We start from the raw sequence: 16,578 nt of genomic DNA, 5'->3' as shown, positions 1-16,578 counted from the left end.
AATATAGCTATTTTTTTAATAGTAGCTACTTTTTCTGATTATTCTTACATTTGCATTATGAATTTTTCTTCTAAACTTCTTGAGAATGCCGTCGCTGAATTTGGAAAACTACCAGGCGTAGGGCAAAAGACAGCATTACGACTGGTTTTGCATCTGCTGAAGCAATCCGATGCGGATGTAGCCCGTTTTACAGCCGCTATTGATCGCTTGAAAGAAGATATTCAGTATTGCCAGGAATGTTTCAATATTTCGGATCACAGTATATGTGAGATATGTGCCTCCTTTAAACGTGATAAAAGCTTGATTTGTGTTGTGGAAGATACACGTGATGTGATGGCCATTGAAAATACAAATTCCTATCAAGGTGTATATCATGTATTGGGTGGGTTAATTTCGCCAATGGACGGTATTGGTCCTGCGGATCTAAAAATTGAGGGATTACTCAATCGAATTCAAAGAGGTGAGGTGGAAGAAGTTATTCTGGCACTTTCAGCAACAATGGAAGGGGATACCACCATTTTTTATTTATATCGCAAATTGCGTGAGTTTGATGTTAAAATTACAACCATTGCCCGCGGTATAGCCTTTGGTGGTGAATTGGAATATGTGGATGAACTGACCTTAGGACGGTCCATTGCGACACGGGTGCCTTACGAGCGCAATGTTGGTTAATTGTATTTCAGATAGATTTGTTTCACACCCTCGTGTATCTTTCTTCCTTTGTCAATCTGTTGTTGTCGCCATAGGCTGTCGGTGATCATATGATTTGCTTTTTTATTTTTTAAGATATTCACATAAGCGATTTTACCGAGTACCGTTTTCCTTAAACCAAGTAATGAACACGAATAGTCTCCCAATAGATAATGATTGTAGTAGAGATGAATTTCACGCATAAGCTTTCGTCCCCATTTGTTTGTGGGGTAGGCTGCTTTAATGGGCTCTTCCATGAGCGCTTTTGCTAAGGCTAAACTATCCTGATCTCCTGATTGTTGGGTCATCGTCCAATAATACAACGCTTCAATAGCTTGCTCCTCGGTGTCGGGTAGCAATTGCGTGGGAATGCCCAGCAATGTCCCAATAAATTTCCAAACATGGAATAAACCATCAACCTCGCTTTTCAATATATTGAATTTCATGCGTTTTAGCCCTGTTAGATAAACAAGAGAGAATCCGAGGTTGGTCGCTAGCATATCCCAAGTGTTTAAAGGGATGCCCCATTTTTCTGTTTGCCACTGACCGTGCTTTAGAATATTTAACCGAGCATACGAATGGATACATCGGGTAAGTAGGATGGCCTCAATGCCGATATTACCCTTTTTCAGTGCATTGTTACCTGTGACGTCAACCCAAAAGGTGACCGTTTCGGTGAGCCTTTTGACAGCACCTTTTTTTAACGCACCTGTAAAAATTAGGGGTTTATTGATGGCACTGGATTCATAGCCCCCCATGAGGACATAGTCCCGTAATACGACAAGTCCTGATAAGCCCGAACGTTGGCTGAGGCCAATGCCTTGCTCTATTTTATCCCAATCTAACCAAGAGGGACTGAGATCCAATGTCTGTAGAAAATTCTGCAATATGGGTTCGTATGCGGCATCAATAGGCTTTCCTGCAAGTGCATCTTTAAGCAGTTGTTGACCTTGAGGGAAACCAATTTTTAGGTGGAGCTGTTCGACAAGCTGGTCGCAGCTATTGTCAAATTGATCGAGTAAAGGTACAAATTGATCGGCAGCAGCGATCGAAGGTTTAGTCGGCAATTTGCGAAGCAATTCCACGCCAAGACCTCTCGACCAATAGAAAGAAAATGAACTTGTATTAACTTGATAACGCTCGGGTATTCGCCTCTCTTTTATTGAGTTGTCCAAGATATATAACCTCCTGTTAATGTGATTGTATTGTTCGATTTATTGAATTTAAAGTCTATATAATCCGTTTGACAAGATAAAAGATCACTGCAGCAAAATTGACGGTCAATTTTAAAATGAAGTCTAAAAGAGCCACCTGTCTGATCAGCAAAAAAAGTCAGCCTGTTGACGCTAAAGTCACTTAAATGCGGGCCGCCATCTTTATCTTCCAATTGATCGATAACGTAATCATTGATTTCTTTCTGATGTTTGTCGACGAATGGTAGGAGCTCTTGATCGGTGAACGGTATGATTAAACTGTCTTTTTCTATCGCTATTCTGATGCTAATTTCTGCCATTTTATTATAGTGTGCTAATAAAGATCTCTCCAGTTTGGGATATATAGATTGAAAATTGCTTCTGTTTCCTTTCGGGTCTTATCCGCAAATTTACAGAAAGCCTTTAGAATAATTAGATTGATGTGTTCTTTTTTAAAATCTATGAGTCGATTTGAAAATTGAAATCCACCTTCAACGATTCTAAAATCACTTTTGGGTAGTTTACGGATGGTTACTGTTGCCACATCATATATATCCAATTGCTCCTCCCAGTAAGCAATTTGCTTGACGACTTCATGGTAGAGTAATTCCTGGCACCATTTGTACAGTAAGTTCAAGGTATTTGTGTTCTTCTTTTGATATACACATATGCTCGTTGCTGTCAATTCAACAGTTGGTAGCATTGCGGACGGATAAATCTTGACCAAATAAGGTTTTCCAAATAGGTAGTAGGGATCTTCCAGATAGGAATAGGATGAATCTTCCGATTTATTTTCTGGAGGATTTAGCTTAATGTACTCTTTGAGGAAAGCAACATCGCAATGCGCTGGAGCATATACACGATAGGGTGATGAACTACCTAGAATCTGGATGTAATCTTTATTCCAAAGTACTATTTCGTAAAATATACTCCCTATTTCAATTTGCATGTTTCGATCTTAAGTTGGAAATGAGGCATAGGCATTCGACCTAAATCAGACCCTATAAACTATTTCAAAGTAACGTTTTTTTGATATTAATCAATAATGATAATCGTAACAATTTCTGTCAATAATTGCGGGCAAGCTTAAGGGCTTCGTTAGAAAAAATTATAGCCTATTAGTAATCAACTTCGGACTGTAAGCAGTATGTCTGTACGATGAAGCCATGGTAGTTGCACATAAAAAAGGTGGACTCAACGTGGACTTACTGTGGACTCACTGTGTTTACAGTATGAAGCTGGTCATAAGTTGGAAGTAATTTTTAGTATTGTTACCAGCTCTCACTAGCTTTTGTTTTTTGTTTTAATATTTAGATACTATCTTTGGAATACTGTTTATGTATCAACCCAACGACCATTTTCCAATACTAGATCTGCAAAAATTCCAGGAAGGGATTATTGCGGATTGTGACCTGCTTTTTCACGAACTTATTGGTCCTCGGGAAATTAATGAGCCGCATAAACATGATTTCTTTATTCTCTTATTATTTGAAGAGTCTGTAGGTACGCATACCATAGACTTCGATCACTTTACGCTTGGATGTAATCAATTACATCTCGTTTTTCCAGGTCAGGTACATCAGTGGAAGATGGACGACTCGACCCATGCATTGCAGCTCATGATCAGCAGACGTTGGTTCGAAAGCTTATTACCTGCATTGCGATTTCCTATTTCTTATTATCTAAAGCATTTGGTCATTGATCTTTCAGCGATCCACTTTCAGTCGCTATCGGCAGAATTTAAAGCAATTGCAGCTGATCTAGCGGACGATCATATCCTATGGGAATTGATTTACGCGCGGGTTAAAGTAATTGCCCTTCTGATTAGCAAGATCGTTCAGGATAATTATCATGATTATGAACAACATCAGGATAATCCGATTGTGGCAAAATTTGTTCAGCTTATCGATGAATGGTATAAAAGTGAAAAATCCGTTGCTTTTTATGCCGAGAAGCTAAATATATCCGCAAACTATCTGAATGTGTTAAGTAATCGGGTGTTACACAAGTCAGCTTCATTTTTGATTCAGGAACGCGTGTTATTGGAAGCAAAGCGCTTGCTTAAAATTTCGGATAAAACGATCAAAGCTATTGTCTTTGATCTGGGATTTTACGATAATGCAAGCTTCAGCAAGTTTTTTAAATGCCATACAAATATGACACCAAGTCAGTTTAAAGCGCAGCCATAATTTCTACACAAGCTGTGATAATTCATACAAGGATCATTGTCCCAAATCACTTAGCTTTGGTGAAAATGATTTAAGCATGAATGAAATCAATCAAAATCAAGATACTTATTTGTTGAGGAACGTATTGCTAGAAACAGGCTTTCTTTATGAGAAGGAAGAAATTGTTGCTACGAAAACGGCATTATTTGATATTCAAATCGAGGCAAATAAAATAAAAAATATAGAGCCAGCGCAATCGGGGATTGACGGAAAAGGCTTCGACATGAAAGGTAAATTGGCCTTACCGCCATTCCGTGACATGCACATTCATTTAGATAAAACTTTATACGGCCTGCCCTGGAAGGCGGTATTTCCAAAAAACAGGACTGTAAAAGATATGATTGCCAAGGAACAGATCATCATCCCTGAATTGTTGAAAACCTCTGTCGAACGGGCCGAAAAATTGATTGCGCTATTGCAGGGCTACGGAACAAATTTTGCGCGCGCACATTTTAATGTAGACCCAACATCGGGGACGAAGTCATTGGAACATCTGTTACAGGCACTGGAACATTTAAAGTATTCCTTTGCTGCAGAACTGGTCGCATTCCCCCAACATGGTCTATTCTATACAGAATCCGCGAAGTTAATGGAGGAAGTTGCAAAATGGGAACAGGTGGATTTTATCGGTGGTTTGGATCCCTTTAGTATTGACGGCAGTATCGAGAAACCGATGGACTTGACGGTTCGACTTGCATTGGACAATAACAAGGGAATCGATATCCACTTGCATGAAGGTGGAGAATCAGGTGTTAAAACTATGGAATATTTGATTGATAAAGCATTGGAAAACCCCGCATTACAGGGACGCACATTTATCAGTCATGCTTTCGCCTTAGGCTACCTGCCGAAAAAAGACTTAGAACACATGGCCGAACGACTGGCAGAAGCGAAAGTCGGTATATGCAGTTCGGTTCCTTTCCGCAATATGTTGATGCCATTTCGGGAACTGAAAAAGGCGGGAGTGGAAGTTTTTGTGGGGAATGACAATGTTCAGGATCATTGGGGTACTTTTGGTAGTGGTAATATGCTTCAGAAAGCTAATCTAGCCGCGCAATTATATGGTTATGAAACTGAATTCGAGCTATCTCGTTGCCTTTGTTATGCGACCAATGGCAAAATCCCGCTTGATGACCACGGGAATTCGGTATGGCCGAAAGTAGGAGATGATGCTAGCCTTCTTTTTGTCGACGCGAGTTGTTCAGCAGAAGCAGTTTCTCGGATCTCGACCGTCCATGGGCTTATTCATCAGGGAAATCTCGTCAAATGGAACAATAGTTCACAAGCTTTATTAAAATAGCACATAATAAGAACATTTGACATGCCAATTTATCGTCTGGGGAATTGGCATGCTCATTTTTTAGGAGGGATTACGGTTAATGTAGGAAAGTCGTCTTGCAGTAGTCTATTTTATAAGAACCTTGCTCATGGACCAATTGAACCTCGTTTTTGGTTCGGATATTATCGCCGTAATCAATAAATACGATAAACTTGCTCTCCGTTATTTTGTCGATTTTAACATCCTTGATATCCAATGCGTCGTCATTACCTCTTCCAAATAACCAGGTTTCCGCTGTATATAAGGGATAGATTTTTTCCCATTTAGCTTTGTAAGCTGCTTCAGCTTTGGGCAGTTCTTCATCTGTGAGGTTAGATGGCCCGTAAATTTCATTGGCATCTTTTAAGAACGCCTGAAAGCGTTTGGTACATAAGGCATCTTCTTTGTCCAGATAGTAACAATATTTGCCGGATGCAGAACTTTTACATTTAAAAATCTCTTTTAACCAATCTTCCGCTTGCTGATGCTGAGCAATTGTCGTGTTTTGCTTCACTGTGCCTGTGCCGTCGTTGATTAAAACCTGCTTTGCAGGATGTTCCACTGCAGTGCTTTTATGGTTTTTCGTTGGATTTATACAGCTCGCTAGCATGTAAAACAGCAGTATTGTTGCATACAAACTTTTCATCTTTTGATATCGTCTTTTATTTGGGTGTAAAATTAGGATATAAATCCCATAACACGATCACGGATTACCGCTATATTTCTACAGCATATTTACCAAAAAATCCTATTTCCCATTCTTGTTGAAATAAAGCAAAGCTCTGTGTGCCGATCGTGTGGCGTATAAACGCAATACATCTGCGTAGTTAAGAGTCCCTTGTTTCTTTCTGATGCTAATTATTTATTTTTAATTGCTGTATAACAGCATTTTATGTTTTCTCTATATTTTTTTTACTTCTTTTTTTTTCTACGCAAATTCCCTGCGCATTAACCCAACGATATTTGTAATGTCAACAATGACAAACGTTCTTTGATGAAATTATAGCGAATAGCTTTAAGATATATACTTCTTGATGAAGTATTAAAGAAGCCTTTCTTCTTCAGTGGCATCCTGGTCACCTGTTTCAGTATAGCAGGTTAGTATTGTTCTCTATGAGAATCAATATACTGATAAAACGAGAAGTTGAAAGGAAAGTGCTCGTGTTAGAGGTTCGAGTCCTCTCCCGTAAAAAGGTAGCTCAAGGGTAGAGCAGAGCAGATAGTTGTGGGTCGTAGGTTCGATTCCTACTCCTGAGCAATCAGGATAGTTCAGTCTGGGTAGAACAACAGCTCAATCGTGTGGGTTCGAATCCCACTTCCATTTTCGGATGGAATAGCATAAGGGTATTGCACCGAACTGTCCATTCGGACATTCAAAGTTAAGACCTTCTTTAAAAAGGTCATTTGGTAGAAGCTTGCTATCTTTTTATCCTGCTTATGCGCTGTTTTCATGCGACTATGCAATTGATTGATGGCCTGAGATTCCTAAGATGTGGTATTTGAATTTATACTAAAAAGTCGTGACCAATAAGATGGGGTATTTGTTCACCGACTTTTGATTTTAAAAGCGGATACTTGGGCTTTTGAATCCCGCTTGAGGTCAAGGGATAAAAAATAGCAGGTTTTATAATAGCAATAATTAAAATTTAAAAGAATATACAAATGAAAAGAGTACAGATAACTACAGCGGAAATCGGATTGGTTATTAAAAACAATATGGTGGTCCGTGTTTTAAAATCCGGTAACTATTGGTTGGGATTTGGTGAAAAACTGGAGAAATATACAACTACTCATTCATTTCCTTCCGATCGTAATATCGATGTGCTTTTGCAGTTGGCAGGTTTTAGTGAATTGGTTGACATCGTTGAGGTGGGCGATACGGAGATTTGTCTTGTTTTTTTGAATAATAATTTCGAAAAGACGTTAGCCTCCGGCAGACATGTTTTTTGGAAGGAATTGCGTGAACGCAGATTTCAACTGGAAGACATTGCGGAGATTGAGGTTCCGGCATCTTTAAATCGTCAGTTGTTGGAGAAACAGAGTTTGAGCTATTATGTACGTCAGTATAAAATTGAACCAAATGAGAAAGCCCTGCTTTTTGTAGACGGTGTGTTTGTGGATATCTTGAAGTCGGGAACGTATTATTGGTGGAAGAATGCAAAAACCATAGCGATTTCAAAAGCTGATATGCGGGTTTTGACCTTGGAGGTGGTAGGACAGGAGATCTTGTCTAAAGATAAAGCACAGATCAGAATCAATTTCACGCTGCAATATCAGATTGTGGATATTGTCAAAGCACTATTGAATAATAAAGACCACGAGAAGCAATTGTATTCGTTGATGCAGTAGACCCTACGGTCCTATATCGGGCAGATGACGTTAGACGAGCTGATGGAGCGGAAGACTGAAATACAAGGCTATATCTTAGAAAATACATTACAACAGGTTGCGAGCATGGGACTAACACTGTTGACCTGCGGTGTTAAAGATGTTATTTTACCAGGGGATGTGCGGGACATCATGAACCAGGTGTTGATTGCAGAGAAGAGGGCGCAGGCAAATAGCATCATGCGTCGCGAAGAGACCGCTTCGACACGGAGTCTGTTGAATACGGCGAAACTGATGGAAGAAAACAGTATGTTGTTTAAGTTGAAGGAAATGGAATATGTCGAAAAGATCGCAGAAAAGATCAATACGATTTCGGTTTCCGGAAATGGACAGATTGTTGACCAACTCAAACAATTGTTTGTGAAATAAAAGATTATTAAATTGAAAGAGGTGCAGGTAGCAACGTAAAGAGCTGTTGTTACCTGCTTTGGAGGATTTGTAAAGCTACTCTATAAATTAGAAAGTAAGAAAATGGAAAATAAGAGAATAAACGGCAATGACTTAATTGCTTTGGGATATAAAGAAAATCATAGCTTGGGAGTAGCACTGAAGATCAACAGTAAAAGACACGGTTTTACGCGGGCAGAAATGCTTGAAAAGTTTAAAGCTGTTTTGGAAAATCCGACCAGCTATTCTGATGATGCTGTTTTCGGAATTTTAGCGAGTGCTCTGCTTGGGCAAGAGGCAATTGACAAGTCATTAATTGTCTTGAACGAAAACCCGGCGGATTATACCATTTACGGTTCGTCTGAAATTGAAACAGGGGCGAAAGCACAGATGAATATCGCCATGAAATTACCAGTTTCGGTTGCCGGAGCATTGATGCCAGACGCCCATCAAGGATACGGATTGCCAATCGGAGGAGTTCTGGCGACAAATAATGCCGTGATCCCTTATGGTGTTGGTGTCGATATTGGCTGTCGCATGGCTTTGTCCATCTTTGATCTACCGGGTTCATTTGTGGAGCACAATATAATGACGCTGAAAGATATTATTCTACGAAACAGTAAATTTGGGGCTGGTAATGGATACCTGAGACATGAACGCGTAGATCATGCTGTACTGGAAAACAAATTATTCAATGAGAATAGTTTACTTTCCTCCTTGAAGGATAAAGCCTGGACCCAATTGGGCTCTTCCGGTGGGGGGAATCATTTTGTGGAATTTGGTATAGTCGAATTTGAGGAAAGAGATGAGGTTTTAAACATTGATAGCGGCAGTTATTTGGGTTTGTTGACACATTCGGGTTCAAGAGGAATGGGCGCTACCCTAGCAGCACATTATACCAAGCTGGCCAAATCCCTGTGTAAGTTACCTTATCAAGCGGAAAATCTGGCTTATTTGGACCTGGATAGCCATGAGGGACAGGAGTATTGGCTGGCCATGAATCTCGCTGGCGATTATGCGTCAGCCTGCCACGAAGTGATCCATGACAAGATCACGTTGGCTTTAGGAGCTGAATTGTTGGCGAAAGTTGAAAATCACCACAATTTTGCATGGAAGGAAACTTGGAATGGTCAAGATGTTATTGTACACCGAAAGGGTGCGACGCCCGCTGCAAAAGGGGTAATGGGGATTATTCCGGGCTCCATGGCGACACCAGGGTTTTTGGTTCGCGGAAAAGGGGAGTCGAATGCTATACAATCGGCATCTCATGGGGCAGGTCGACTGATGAGCCGTACACAAGCGATTAAAACCTTATCTTCCCATGACCTTCATGCGATGCTTAAAGATCAAGGTGTTATGCTGCTTGGAGCAGGGATGGATGAAGCGCCGATGGCCTATAAAGACATCCACACTGTCATGGCTTCACAAAAAGATCTTGTTGATGTCGTGGCAAAATTTTCGCCCAAGATTGTCCGCATGGCAGATGATGGGAGCAGAGAAGACTAATGGCAAGAAAAAGCGGCTCAGATTGATATCTGAGCCGCTTTCGTATTTAATTTCTTTTGATTACCTGGCCGTCGCCACTTCCTTATAGGTGTATACGTTATAAGGATATAGTTTTTTAGCTAGCGTTTTCGCAATAAAACTGCTGATGAGTAGGGGGGCTAGTAATAAATATCCGGAAGGAACAAGGCTTGCAATAATAAAGATCGCCGTGAAAGGTGCATGTATAGCCGCAGAAAGCATTGCTGCAGCACCAAAAAGGGCAAAATTAATAACCACCAATTGTGTGCCTAGATAATGGTTGCAAAGCTGTGCAAACAAAACGCCTAACAATGCACCTGTAACAATACTGGGGGCAAAAACGCCGCCGTCACCACCAGCACCTAGCGTCAGAGAAGCCACAAAAGGTTTTAAGAGAACAAGCAGGATCAACGGAAGAAAGTAAAGTAAATTGACAGAATCATGCAGACTGCTTTTTAGAACCTCTCCAAGACCATGATAGCTGTCGCCATAGAGTACCGGTAAGAAAAAGATAAATGTTCCAACTGTGATTGCACCCAAGTTGACACGGATAAAATTACTTTTTATGCCTGCAAAATAGGACTTCGCATAAATTACCGTTTTAGTAAAATATAATGCTAAAATCCCGCCAATCAATCCCAAAATAGCGACAAAAGGGATCGCTTGCCATCGCCATGCTTTTACCTCAAATGTAAACAAAGGACTTGCGTCAAGATAATAGACAAATACGGAAGCCAGGGCCATTGAAGTTAGTCCGCTAATGAGCAAGGTCTTGTTATATCTGCGTGCAATTACCTCAAAAGCAAAAAGAAAACCACCCAATGCACTTCCAAACAACAGGGTGACTCCAGCGATTACGCCAGCGCAGATCAACTCGGTTTTGTAAGCCCAAGCTGGATGTAATCGCTTATACGCTTGGTTACCCACCGTGGCTGATGCAACAACTGTAGAAACTTCAACACCGGTTGACCCACCAAAAACTACCGTTAGAAAACCATTGATATAATGTGAAGGAATCTTAAAAAAAGGTAAATGGTCTTTTCTTGTTTCTAGTGTCGTATAAATTTCTTTGATCCCTTTGTTTTTTCTGTTTTGAAAAGCGTATTTCCGTAAGAAGTAAATCGCTGTAATACCTATGCTGGGTAAAACAATAAAAAGTTTGGCATCCCAGGAAGATACACTTTCAAACAATTCTTCCTGTACATAAGCTGTGCTGTGTTTGAGGCTGTATGCCAATACACAACAAACGATACTGACGAGCGCTGAACTTCCAATTAATTTTAGATAGCTATATCGAACAACTTTTTTTCTGTATGTCGTATTGCCTTGCATCATGTTTTTCTTTAAATCGACACAAAGGTAAGGGTTATTTAGTTTAAAATAAACGATAAATACCTTAACACATACGTTTTGTTACGATAAAGACCCTAATGAATGCCTATGTATATATCCACCTTTGCATCGTGTGGGTTTTGGGCTTTTTCGCCATATATTTCGAGGTCTGCGGCATACGTTCTGGGTAAATCCGAACGCCATATCCTTTGCCAAGTTTCATAAACGATGCCATCTTCCAAATTTCCTTCTGCTGTAAAATGTCGGTAATGGTTTTCAGCGATATGAATACCGTCCAAGTCTTCGGGTAGTTCTTCAAGATTGCTGACTTTACAGCCTAATAAAGTCGTATAAGGCAATGTGTGATCTTTTTCATATTCGGTATAGATACAATAGAGTTCGCTGGATATCTTGTTGGGAATACGGCTCAACACATCTTCTTTAAAAAAGCGGGCCCAAAGTTCTGGAATGTCTTTCGCCGCCTGCCCATTTTGGTTGCTTGTACGGATGGCAAGACCTATTATACTGAATGAAGGGATTATTTTATTATTCATTTCGCTTAGTTTTCCCCAAAGTTAGATCGGCCAATGACAACCCTATGTCATGACCAAAGGGCTAATGTTGTTTTTTCCAGATTTTATCTACTTGGGACAGATATTCTGCCAAGGCAGCTGAACCATACCAGGGGTAAAACGAAGCTTCTAAGAGGCCGTTTTTTATCGCTGGATCGTTCTCTAAAATATGCTTTGCCGCATCAGTTGAAGCCATGTTATTTAAGATAAAAAGGCCCCGAAAGTTGTCGTCATTTTTTCCAAATGGGCCAGCAACAATCAATTGCCCATTTTTTACGAGACGATTGATATTTTCCATGTGACCTTTGAAACATTCATTAATGAATTGTTTGTCTGTTGTTTTATTCTCGCCAGTTTTGAGGAGGACAAAGATGTAGGATTTCATTCCATAATCATCAGCCCCCAATTTTTTTGCGAGCTCTTGATCGTAATTTGGGTTTCCTTCAGTCGTGGTCGGTGCAATTCTGCTCGCATAAAAAGACCTGGCTCTTCCCGATTTTCCTTCCACTACAATGTGAAGTCGGTTTGTGGCGACTGGTGTGTACCGAATGTAATTGGGGAAATCATGGGCCTCATTGATAAACGTATAGGTACTATCCTGATAACTTAGCTCAAAATTGACTTCTTTTCCATGGTTTTGTCCGATGACCAATGCTGTGTATACAACTTTATCCTTTATTTTGGTCAATTTTAGGTATTCACTGACGATCTTTTGCCCATTTTTCAACGTATAGGAAAGTCCCTTTAATTCGTGTTCATTTATACGATCCCATTGTTCGTATTGCTCTTTATTGTCCACCTTCCATGTCCCTTCCAAGAACGATGGAAAAGATACTTGTGAAAAAAGCGGTTGGGCAGCTCCCCAGCAAAAGAGCAGGGTGGCTATTACAATTGTTTTCATATAGGTTTTAAATTTTGAAGGTTAGGGACTTTTAAAGAAAAAGTATGCAGCGAAATCCACGTGCGGCATAATAGGAGATTGCGCCATTATGATAGGTAAAGACTTGGTTGTAACGTCGGTCACAGAATAAGGCACCTCCAAGCTTGCGGATGGCATCTGGTGTTTGTATCCAGCTGGAAGTTTTTAAATCAAATTCACCTAATTGTTGAAGTTGGCGATATTGTTCTTCATTTAGTAGCTCAGTCCCCATTTTCTTAGCTTCTTCCACAGCATTCCCAATAGGCTTGTTTTCTTTCCTTTCATCCATGGCTCTTTGGTCAAAACAGAGGCTTCTTCTTCCTTTGGGACTTTCTTCAGCACAATCCACAAAAGCATACTGTTCTTTGTTTGCATCAATCAGAATAAGGTCGGGTTCGCCAGCGCTCTTTTCCATTTGGAACAAGCTCCACAATTTCTTGGGATTTTCAAGTAATTTATGCGCAACATCATCCCAACTGATCTGTGGATGTCTTTTAGGAAATTTCTGAAACCTTTGTTTTAGTGTTTCAAGTAGCATTGACTGTTCCTGCAGTGTAAGTGAATTTTTCATAACGGTTGTCCTTGTGGTATTAAAATTACGTATTTAAATCAAATGTAATGTAGCTTAATATTACAAATGGATTAAATTCTTTAGTTCAAAATTGAATTAAATTTATATTTTTACGTTCAATTTTTATATAAATATGGCTTCAGGAATATTTGCAATACTAGATGATATTGCAGCGTTGATGGATGATGTAGCAGTGGCGAGCAAAATCGCAACAAAAAAAACTGCTGGAATCTTAGGTGACGATTTAGCGGTAAATGCAGAGAAAGCGACTGGTTTTTTGGCTTCACGTGAGCTCCCAGTTTTATGGGCAATTACAAAGGGTTCGCTGCTCAATAAGTTGATCATTGTACCTATTGCTTTATTACTGAACGTCTTTTTTCCAATTGCCATCAAATATATTTTAATTTTGGGTGGTTTCTACCTTGCTTTTGAAGGTGTTGAAAAGATTATTGAATACCTGTTTCACCGCAAACATGCTACAGAAGAAACGAAAGTAGAGACTGTCGTTGCTGAAAACTCAGTTGCTGTTGAAAAAGCGAAGGTAAAATCGGCTATCACGACAGATTTTATTCTTTCCGTGGAGATCGTCATTATCGCTTTAGGAACAGTTCTTGGAAAAAGCTTGTCCTTACAAATTATTACGGTTTCGGTTGTTGCTTTTTTAGCCACAGTTGGAGTCTATGGTATTGTGGCACTTATCGTTCGGATGGACGATGCGGGTTATAAATTGATTAAAACCTCCCGTGAGAAAGGCCCTGTAGCGAGTTTAGGTCGTTTTTTAGTCCGCGCACTGCCTTTTGTTATCAAGTTATTGGCTGTGGTTGGTACATTTGCTTTAATTTTAGTTTCAGGCGGAATATTTGCGCATTATATTGATTTCTTACATCACGCGCTACCCGCTCTGCCAAGCATGCTAAAAGAGCTGTTATTTGGCCTAGGTGGAGGCATAATTGTGGTGATTTTATTTACGATCGGCAAAATGCTGTTTAAAAAGAAAAAATAACCTTATACTGATCATTGATGATCAGCAACCAAAAAGGCAACAGATAGATCTGTTGCCTTTTTTGGTTGCTGATGTTTAAATTATATCTGTTGCCTCTGCCGCAGCATCTATTTCCACACGTTCGCCTTTTGTATTAATCAAAATTACATCGTCCGAATCCGCTAATGAAACAGAAGCCACGCCATCGCTGAACGAGGTAGCTCCACTGTATATAAATGGTATTGCAACTTTTCCCTGACCATCTAAATACCCATACTTTCCACCTTTGCTTGCAAGGAAAAGATTGGGTTCTTCGGTAATTGAAATCAAATCGTAGTCGGGCGCAACGATTTTATTGGTCTTAATATCAGTAAGATTATACTTGTCGTTTTCAATGCTGACGAAATGCGTTGCATTGTTTTCAGAAATAAAGCTATACGTTGCCGGGACAATTATTTTACCCGCTTGATTCAATATGCCATATTTATCTTTCACTTGAAATACAGCATAGCCCCCGTTAATGAATGATATCATATCATAATTTGCTGGGATCAAAATTTTACCAGACTTATCCATGACCCCATATTTTTCGTTTAGTCCAAAAACCAGTTGGCCAAGATGGTCATCGTAACCTAAATAATCGTATCGGAAGGGGAGGATTGGTTTACCGGTGAGATTAATGGCACCATATTTTTCATCTTTATATTGAACTATACTCAGGTCGCCAACAAATGGAGCAATGTAAAGGTATTGTGCTGGCACAATTGTTTTTTCATCGCCGTCTTTTACCCCCAAAAGGCTAGTTGCAGCATCTTCAAATAAATAGAGATTTTCAGCAATCTGGTTGCTATCTTCCGCATCCTCTTCGTCATCATAAATGGATGCTACTTGTTCATAATCCTCAGGTACAATAAAATCCTTTTCGTCCAGTTGGCTATCGGTGATGTTCTGCGCAATCATATTCATGCCAAGCGGTGTTGTTAGCTGCAGCACAGCCCCAGGTATTTTTTTGAACAGATCAAAGCCCTCCCAATAGGCGACTGGCAGTTTATCGCTATACCAAATCGATAGGGTACTGTTTTCCGCGTTATCTTCCGAAATAGGAATTTCTACCTGCGCTAGTTTGCAGGGATAACCAGCGATCATTTTCGTCTGGTTTGGGACGAGTTTGATCGCATGTGAGCTAAGCTCATTTTCTTTCACGACATATTTTGCCAGTCCTGGGTATAATATAACCGATTGCTCTTCATTTTTTTTAACGAGAAAGATGGACTCTTCGCCGTCTCCGGAAGCCGATACAACTTTTATTTTATCATTGTTAACATAAGCTTCGTAGACAGAAACTGGAGCTGCTTGCGCTTCTTCGCTGGGATCGACGGAATAGGTAATGGCATAGTTGATCTTGAATGCTTTATTGATTTGTGCAAACGACATGCTGCTGGCCGCCAAGATAGCTACGAACGATAGGGATATTTTTTTCATCTTCTTAAACTTTGAAAGACAAATATCCTGATTCAATGTAAGGTGTTATATCCCTGAAATCCGTTATTTAATGATAAATCGAAATCGAGCCGATCTCATGCAACGATCTTCAGGCCCTTATCAAACCCCATTCTGAGATTTAATCGATGGCCAACTGATATTTAAGCAATAGTCCAGGCAGCTGTTCCCGACCAAATTTACTTTTTTTCATGCGATTGGCCTCGGGATCGAGCTGGATGTTGATGGAGGACCGAAAATCACAGCCTTCGAGATTGCTTTGTATAAAACGGGCATTTAACAAATTCGCTTTTCTAAACACCGCCTGTTGCAGATTAGCTCGTTCAAAATCCACATGTTGCAACGAACAGTGATCAAACTGAAATTTCTTTATATTTCGTTCAAAAAAAGAGGAGTAATCCAATACCGAGTTGCTGAAATTAACATGAAAGGAAAATGAACTACATTCATTAAAGTGTATACCTAGCATTTTGCAGTCATTAAAGACAACATGATCTAGTTGTGTGCCCTTCAGACTGACGTTGGAAAGATTACACGATTTAAATTCACAATTTGTGAAAATGAGGTCTAACAGTTCCGCGCTCTGAAAATCACATTGCTCAAAGGTGCATTTGTAGAATTCCTGAACTTGTTTCAGTTCAGGAGTCCATGTTTGTTTCGTGATTGTTTGTTCGATAAGTTCTTTCATTCTGTATGCTGTTGGCATTGATCTTAGCGAAAATAAACAATTCTCCCGAATGATTTTACTTTAAAATGAAGTGAATGCGCTACATCCGATTATATGCAAAATACCTGATTTCAGGGATAAAAAGGGTAATTTTTTCCAACTATATTTGGCATAGCCATAAAACATAATTCTGGGGGCAAGACTGAAGTATTGTAGAACTCTGGTAGGTTTTAATATAGTTGTTAAAGGGCACTCTATAGAGTGCCCTTTACTTTTTTAGCTATTTCGATTCTTCAATTTGCCGAAT

At 39.8% G+C, this 16,578-nt stretch carries 16 protein-coding genes, 1 tRNA gene and 1 pseudogene; 7 read left to right on the top strand and 11 right to left on the bottom strand.

The features are described 5' to 3' along the window. Positions 1-57 precede the first annotated feature (57 nt). Positions 58-672, top strand: a complete 615-nt coding sequence (gene recR, locus B3297_RS08795) for a recombination mediator RecR (protein WP_046673482.1) — start codon at positions 58-60, stop codon at positions 670-672. Here the strand turns inward: recR and B3297_RS08790 are convergent. From B3297_RS08790 to B3297_RS08780, 3 genes are read right to left on the bottom strand one after another with little or no spacing between them, the layout of a single operon-like run. Next, positions 669-1,865 (bottom strand): oxygenase MpaB family protein, encoded by a 1,197-nt coding sequence (locus B3297_RS08790; protein WP_236560205.1) that lies wholly within the window; start codon positions 1,863-1,865, stop codon positions 669-671. The two genes, recR and B3297_RS08790, sit on opposite strands and share 4 nt — an antisense overlap. Next, positions 1,850-2,203, bottom strand: coding sequence for a hypothetical protein (locus B3297_RS08785; RefSeq protein ID WP_070563983.1), 354 nt, complete (start codon positions 2,201-2,203; stop codon positions 1,850-1,852). The genes B3297_RS08790 and B3297_RS08785 overlap by 16 nt, the downstream gene beginning before the upstream one ends. 14 nt (positions 2,204-2,217) lie before the next feature. Further along, positions 2,218-2,832: a hypothetical protein gene (locus tag B3297_RS08780; RefSeq protein WP_070563987.1), complete on the bottom strand. Its 615-nt coding sequence runs from the start codon at positions 2,830-2,832 to the stop codon at positions 2,218-2,220. 388 nt (positions 2,833-3,220) lie between these two features. On the opposite strand from B3297_RS08780, the gene B3297_RS08775 reads away from it, so the two are divergent. Then, positions 3,221-4,072, top strand: coding sequence for an AraC family transcriptional regulator (locus tag B3297_RS08775; protein ID WP_070563990.1), 852 nt, complete (start codon positions 3,221-3,223; stop codon positions 4,070-4,072). Between the two features lie 76 nt (positions 4,073-4,148). Beyond that, positions 4,149-5,411, top strand: a complete 1,263-nt coding sequence (locus B3297_RS08770; RefSeq protein WP_070563993.1) for an amidohydrolase — start codon at positions 4,149-4,151, stop codon at positions 5,409-5,411. 76 nt (positions 5,412-5,487) lie between these two features. Here the strand turns inward: B3297_RS08770 and B3297_RS08765 are convergent, their stop codons facing one another. Next, positions 5,488-6,075, bottom strand: a complete 588-nt coding sequence (locus tag B3297_RS08765) for a hypothetical protein (protein WP_236560204.1) — start codon at positions 6,073-6,075, stop codon at positions 5,488-5,490. Positions 6,076-6,622: 547 nt separating this feature from the next. Here B3297_RS08765 and B3297_RS08760 point away from each other — a divergent pair. Beyond that, a tRNA-OTHER gene (locus B3297_RS08760) sits at positions 6,623-6,684 on the top strand. 14 nt (positions 6,685-6,698) lie between these two features. Here B3297_RS08760 and B3297_RS08755 read toward each other — a convergent pair. Further along, positions 6,699-6,881 carry a hypothetical protein gene (locus B3297_RS08755; RefSeq protein ID WP_046673477.1) on the bottom strand — a complete coding sequence of 61 codons (183 nt, stop codon included), beginning with the start codon at positions 6,879-6,881 and terminating at the stop codon, positions 6,699-6,701. A 210-nt stretch (positions 6,882-7,091) separates the two neighbouring features. Between B3297_RS08755 and B3297_RS08750 the strand changes: the two are divergent. Together B3297_RS08750 and B3297_RS08745 are read left to right on the top strand one after the other, a co-directional pair. Then, positions 7,092-8,186, top strand: a pseudogene (locus B3297_RS08750) (slipin family protein). A 102-nt stretch (positions 8,187-8,288) separates the two neighbouring features. Next, positions 8,289-9,710 carry an RtcB family protein gene (locus tag B3297_RS08745; RefSeq protein WP_070563998.1) on the top strand — a complete coding sequence of 474 codons (1,422 nt, stop codon included), beginning with the start codon at positions 8,289-8,291 and terminating at the stop codon, positions 9,708-9,710. A gap of 60 nt (positions 9,711-9,770) precedes the next feature. On the opposite strand, the gene B3297_RS08740 is transcribed toward B3297_RS08745, so the two are convergent. The 4 genes from B3297_RS08740 to B3297_RS08725 form a co-directional block, all read right to left on the bottom strand. Further along, complete coding sequence (locus B3297_RS08740; protein ID WP_236560203.1) at positions 9,771-11,063, bottom strand: chloride channel protein; 1,293 nt, start codon at positions 11,061-11,063, stop codon at positions 9,771-9,773. Positions 11,064-11,155: 92 nt separating this feature from the next. Continuing rightward, the gene (locus tag B3297_RS08735) at positions 11,156-11,614 is read right to left on the bottom strand and encodes a GyrI-like domain-containing protein (protein WP_046673474.1); all 459 of its coding nucleotides are present in this window, start codon (positions 11,612-11,614) and stop codon (positions 11,156-11,158) included. A 61-nt stretch (positions 11,615-11,675) separates the two neighbouring features. Next, positions 11,676-12,533, bottom strand: coding sequence for a DUF6265 family protein (locus tag B3297_RS08730; RefSeq protein WP_070564001.1), 858 nt, complete (start codon positions 12,531-12,533; stop codon positions 11,676-11,678). A 31-nt stretch (positions 12,534-12,564) separates the two neighbouring features. Beyond that, positions 12,565-13,122, bottom strand: coding sequence for a DUF4256 domain-containing protein (locus B3297_RS08725; protein WP_070564004.1), 558 nt, complete (start codon positions 13,120-13,122; stop codon positions 12,565-12,567). A gap of 133 nt (positions 13,123-13,255) precedes the next feature. On the opposite strand from B3297_RS08725, the gene B3297_RS08720 reads away from it, so the two are divergent. Then, positions 13,256-14,125, top strand: a complete 870-nt coding sequence (locus B3297_RS08720) for a DUF808 domain-containing protein (protein ID WP_112374105.1) — start codon at positions 13,256-13,258, stop codon at positions 14,123-14,125. Between the two features lie 75 nt (positions 14,126-14,200). On the opposite strand, the gene B3297_RS08715 is transcribed toward B3297_RS08720, so the two are convergent. Both B3297_RS08715 and B3297_RS08710 read right to left on the bottom strand, forming a co-directional pair. Beyond that, positions 14,201-15,586, bottom strand: coding sequence for a WG repeat-containing protein (locus B3297_RS08715; protein WP_070564010.1), 1,386 nt, complete (start codon positions 15,584-15,586; stop codon positions 14,201-14,203). Positions 15,587-15,725: 139 nt separating this feature from the next. Further along, entirely contained in the window at positions 15,726-16,292 is a 567-nt protein-coding gene (locus tag B3297_RS08710) for a pentapeptide repeat-containing protein (RefSeq protein ID WP_070564014.1), read from the bottom strand. Between the last annotated feature and the right edge of the window lie 286 nt (positions 16,293-16,578).

The organism is Sphingobacterium sp. UBA3519 (genome assembly GCF_002377215.1).
In the GTDB taxonomy this organism is placed as follows: domain Bacteria; phylum Bacteroidota; class Bacteroidia; order Sphingobacteriales; family Sphingobacteriaceae; genus Sphingobacterium; species Sphingobacterium multivorum.
This window is presented reverse-complemented; position numbering and strand designations above follow the sequence as displayed.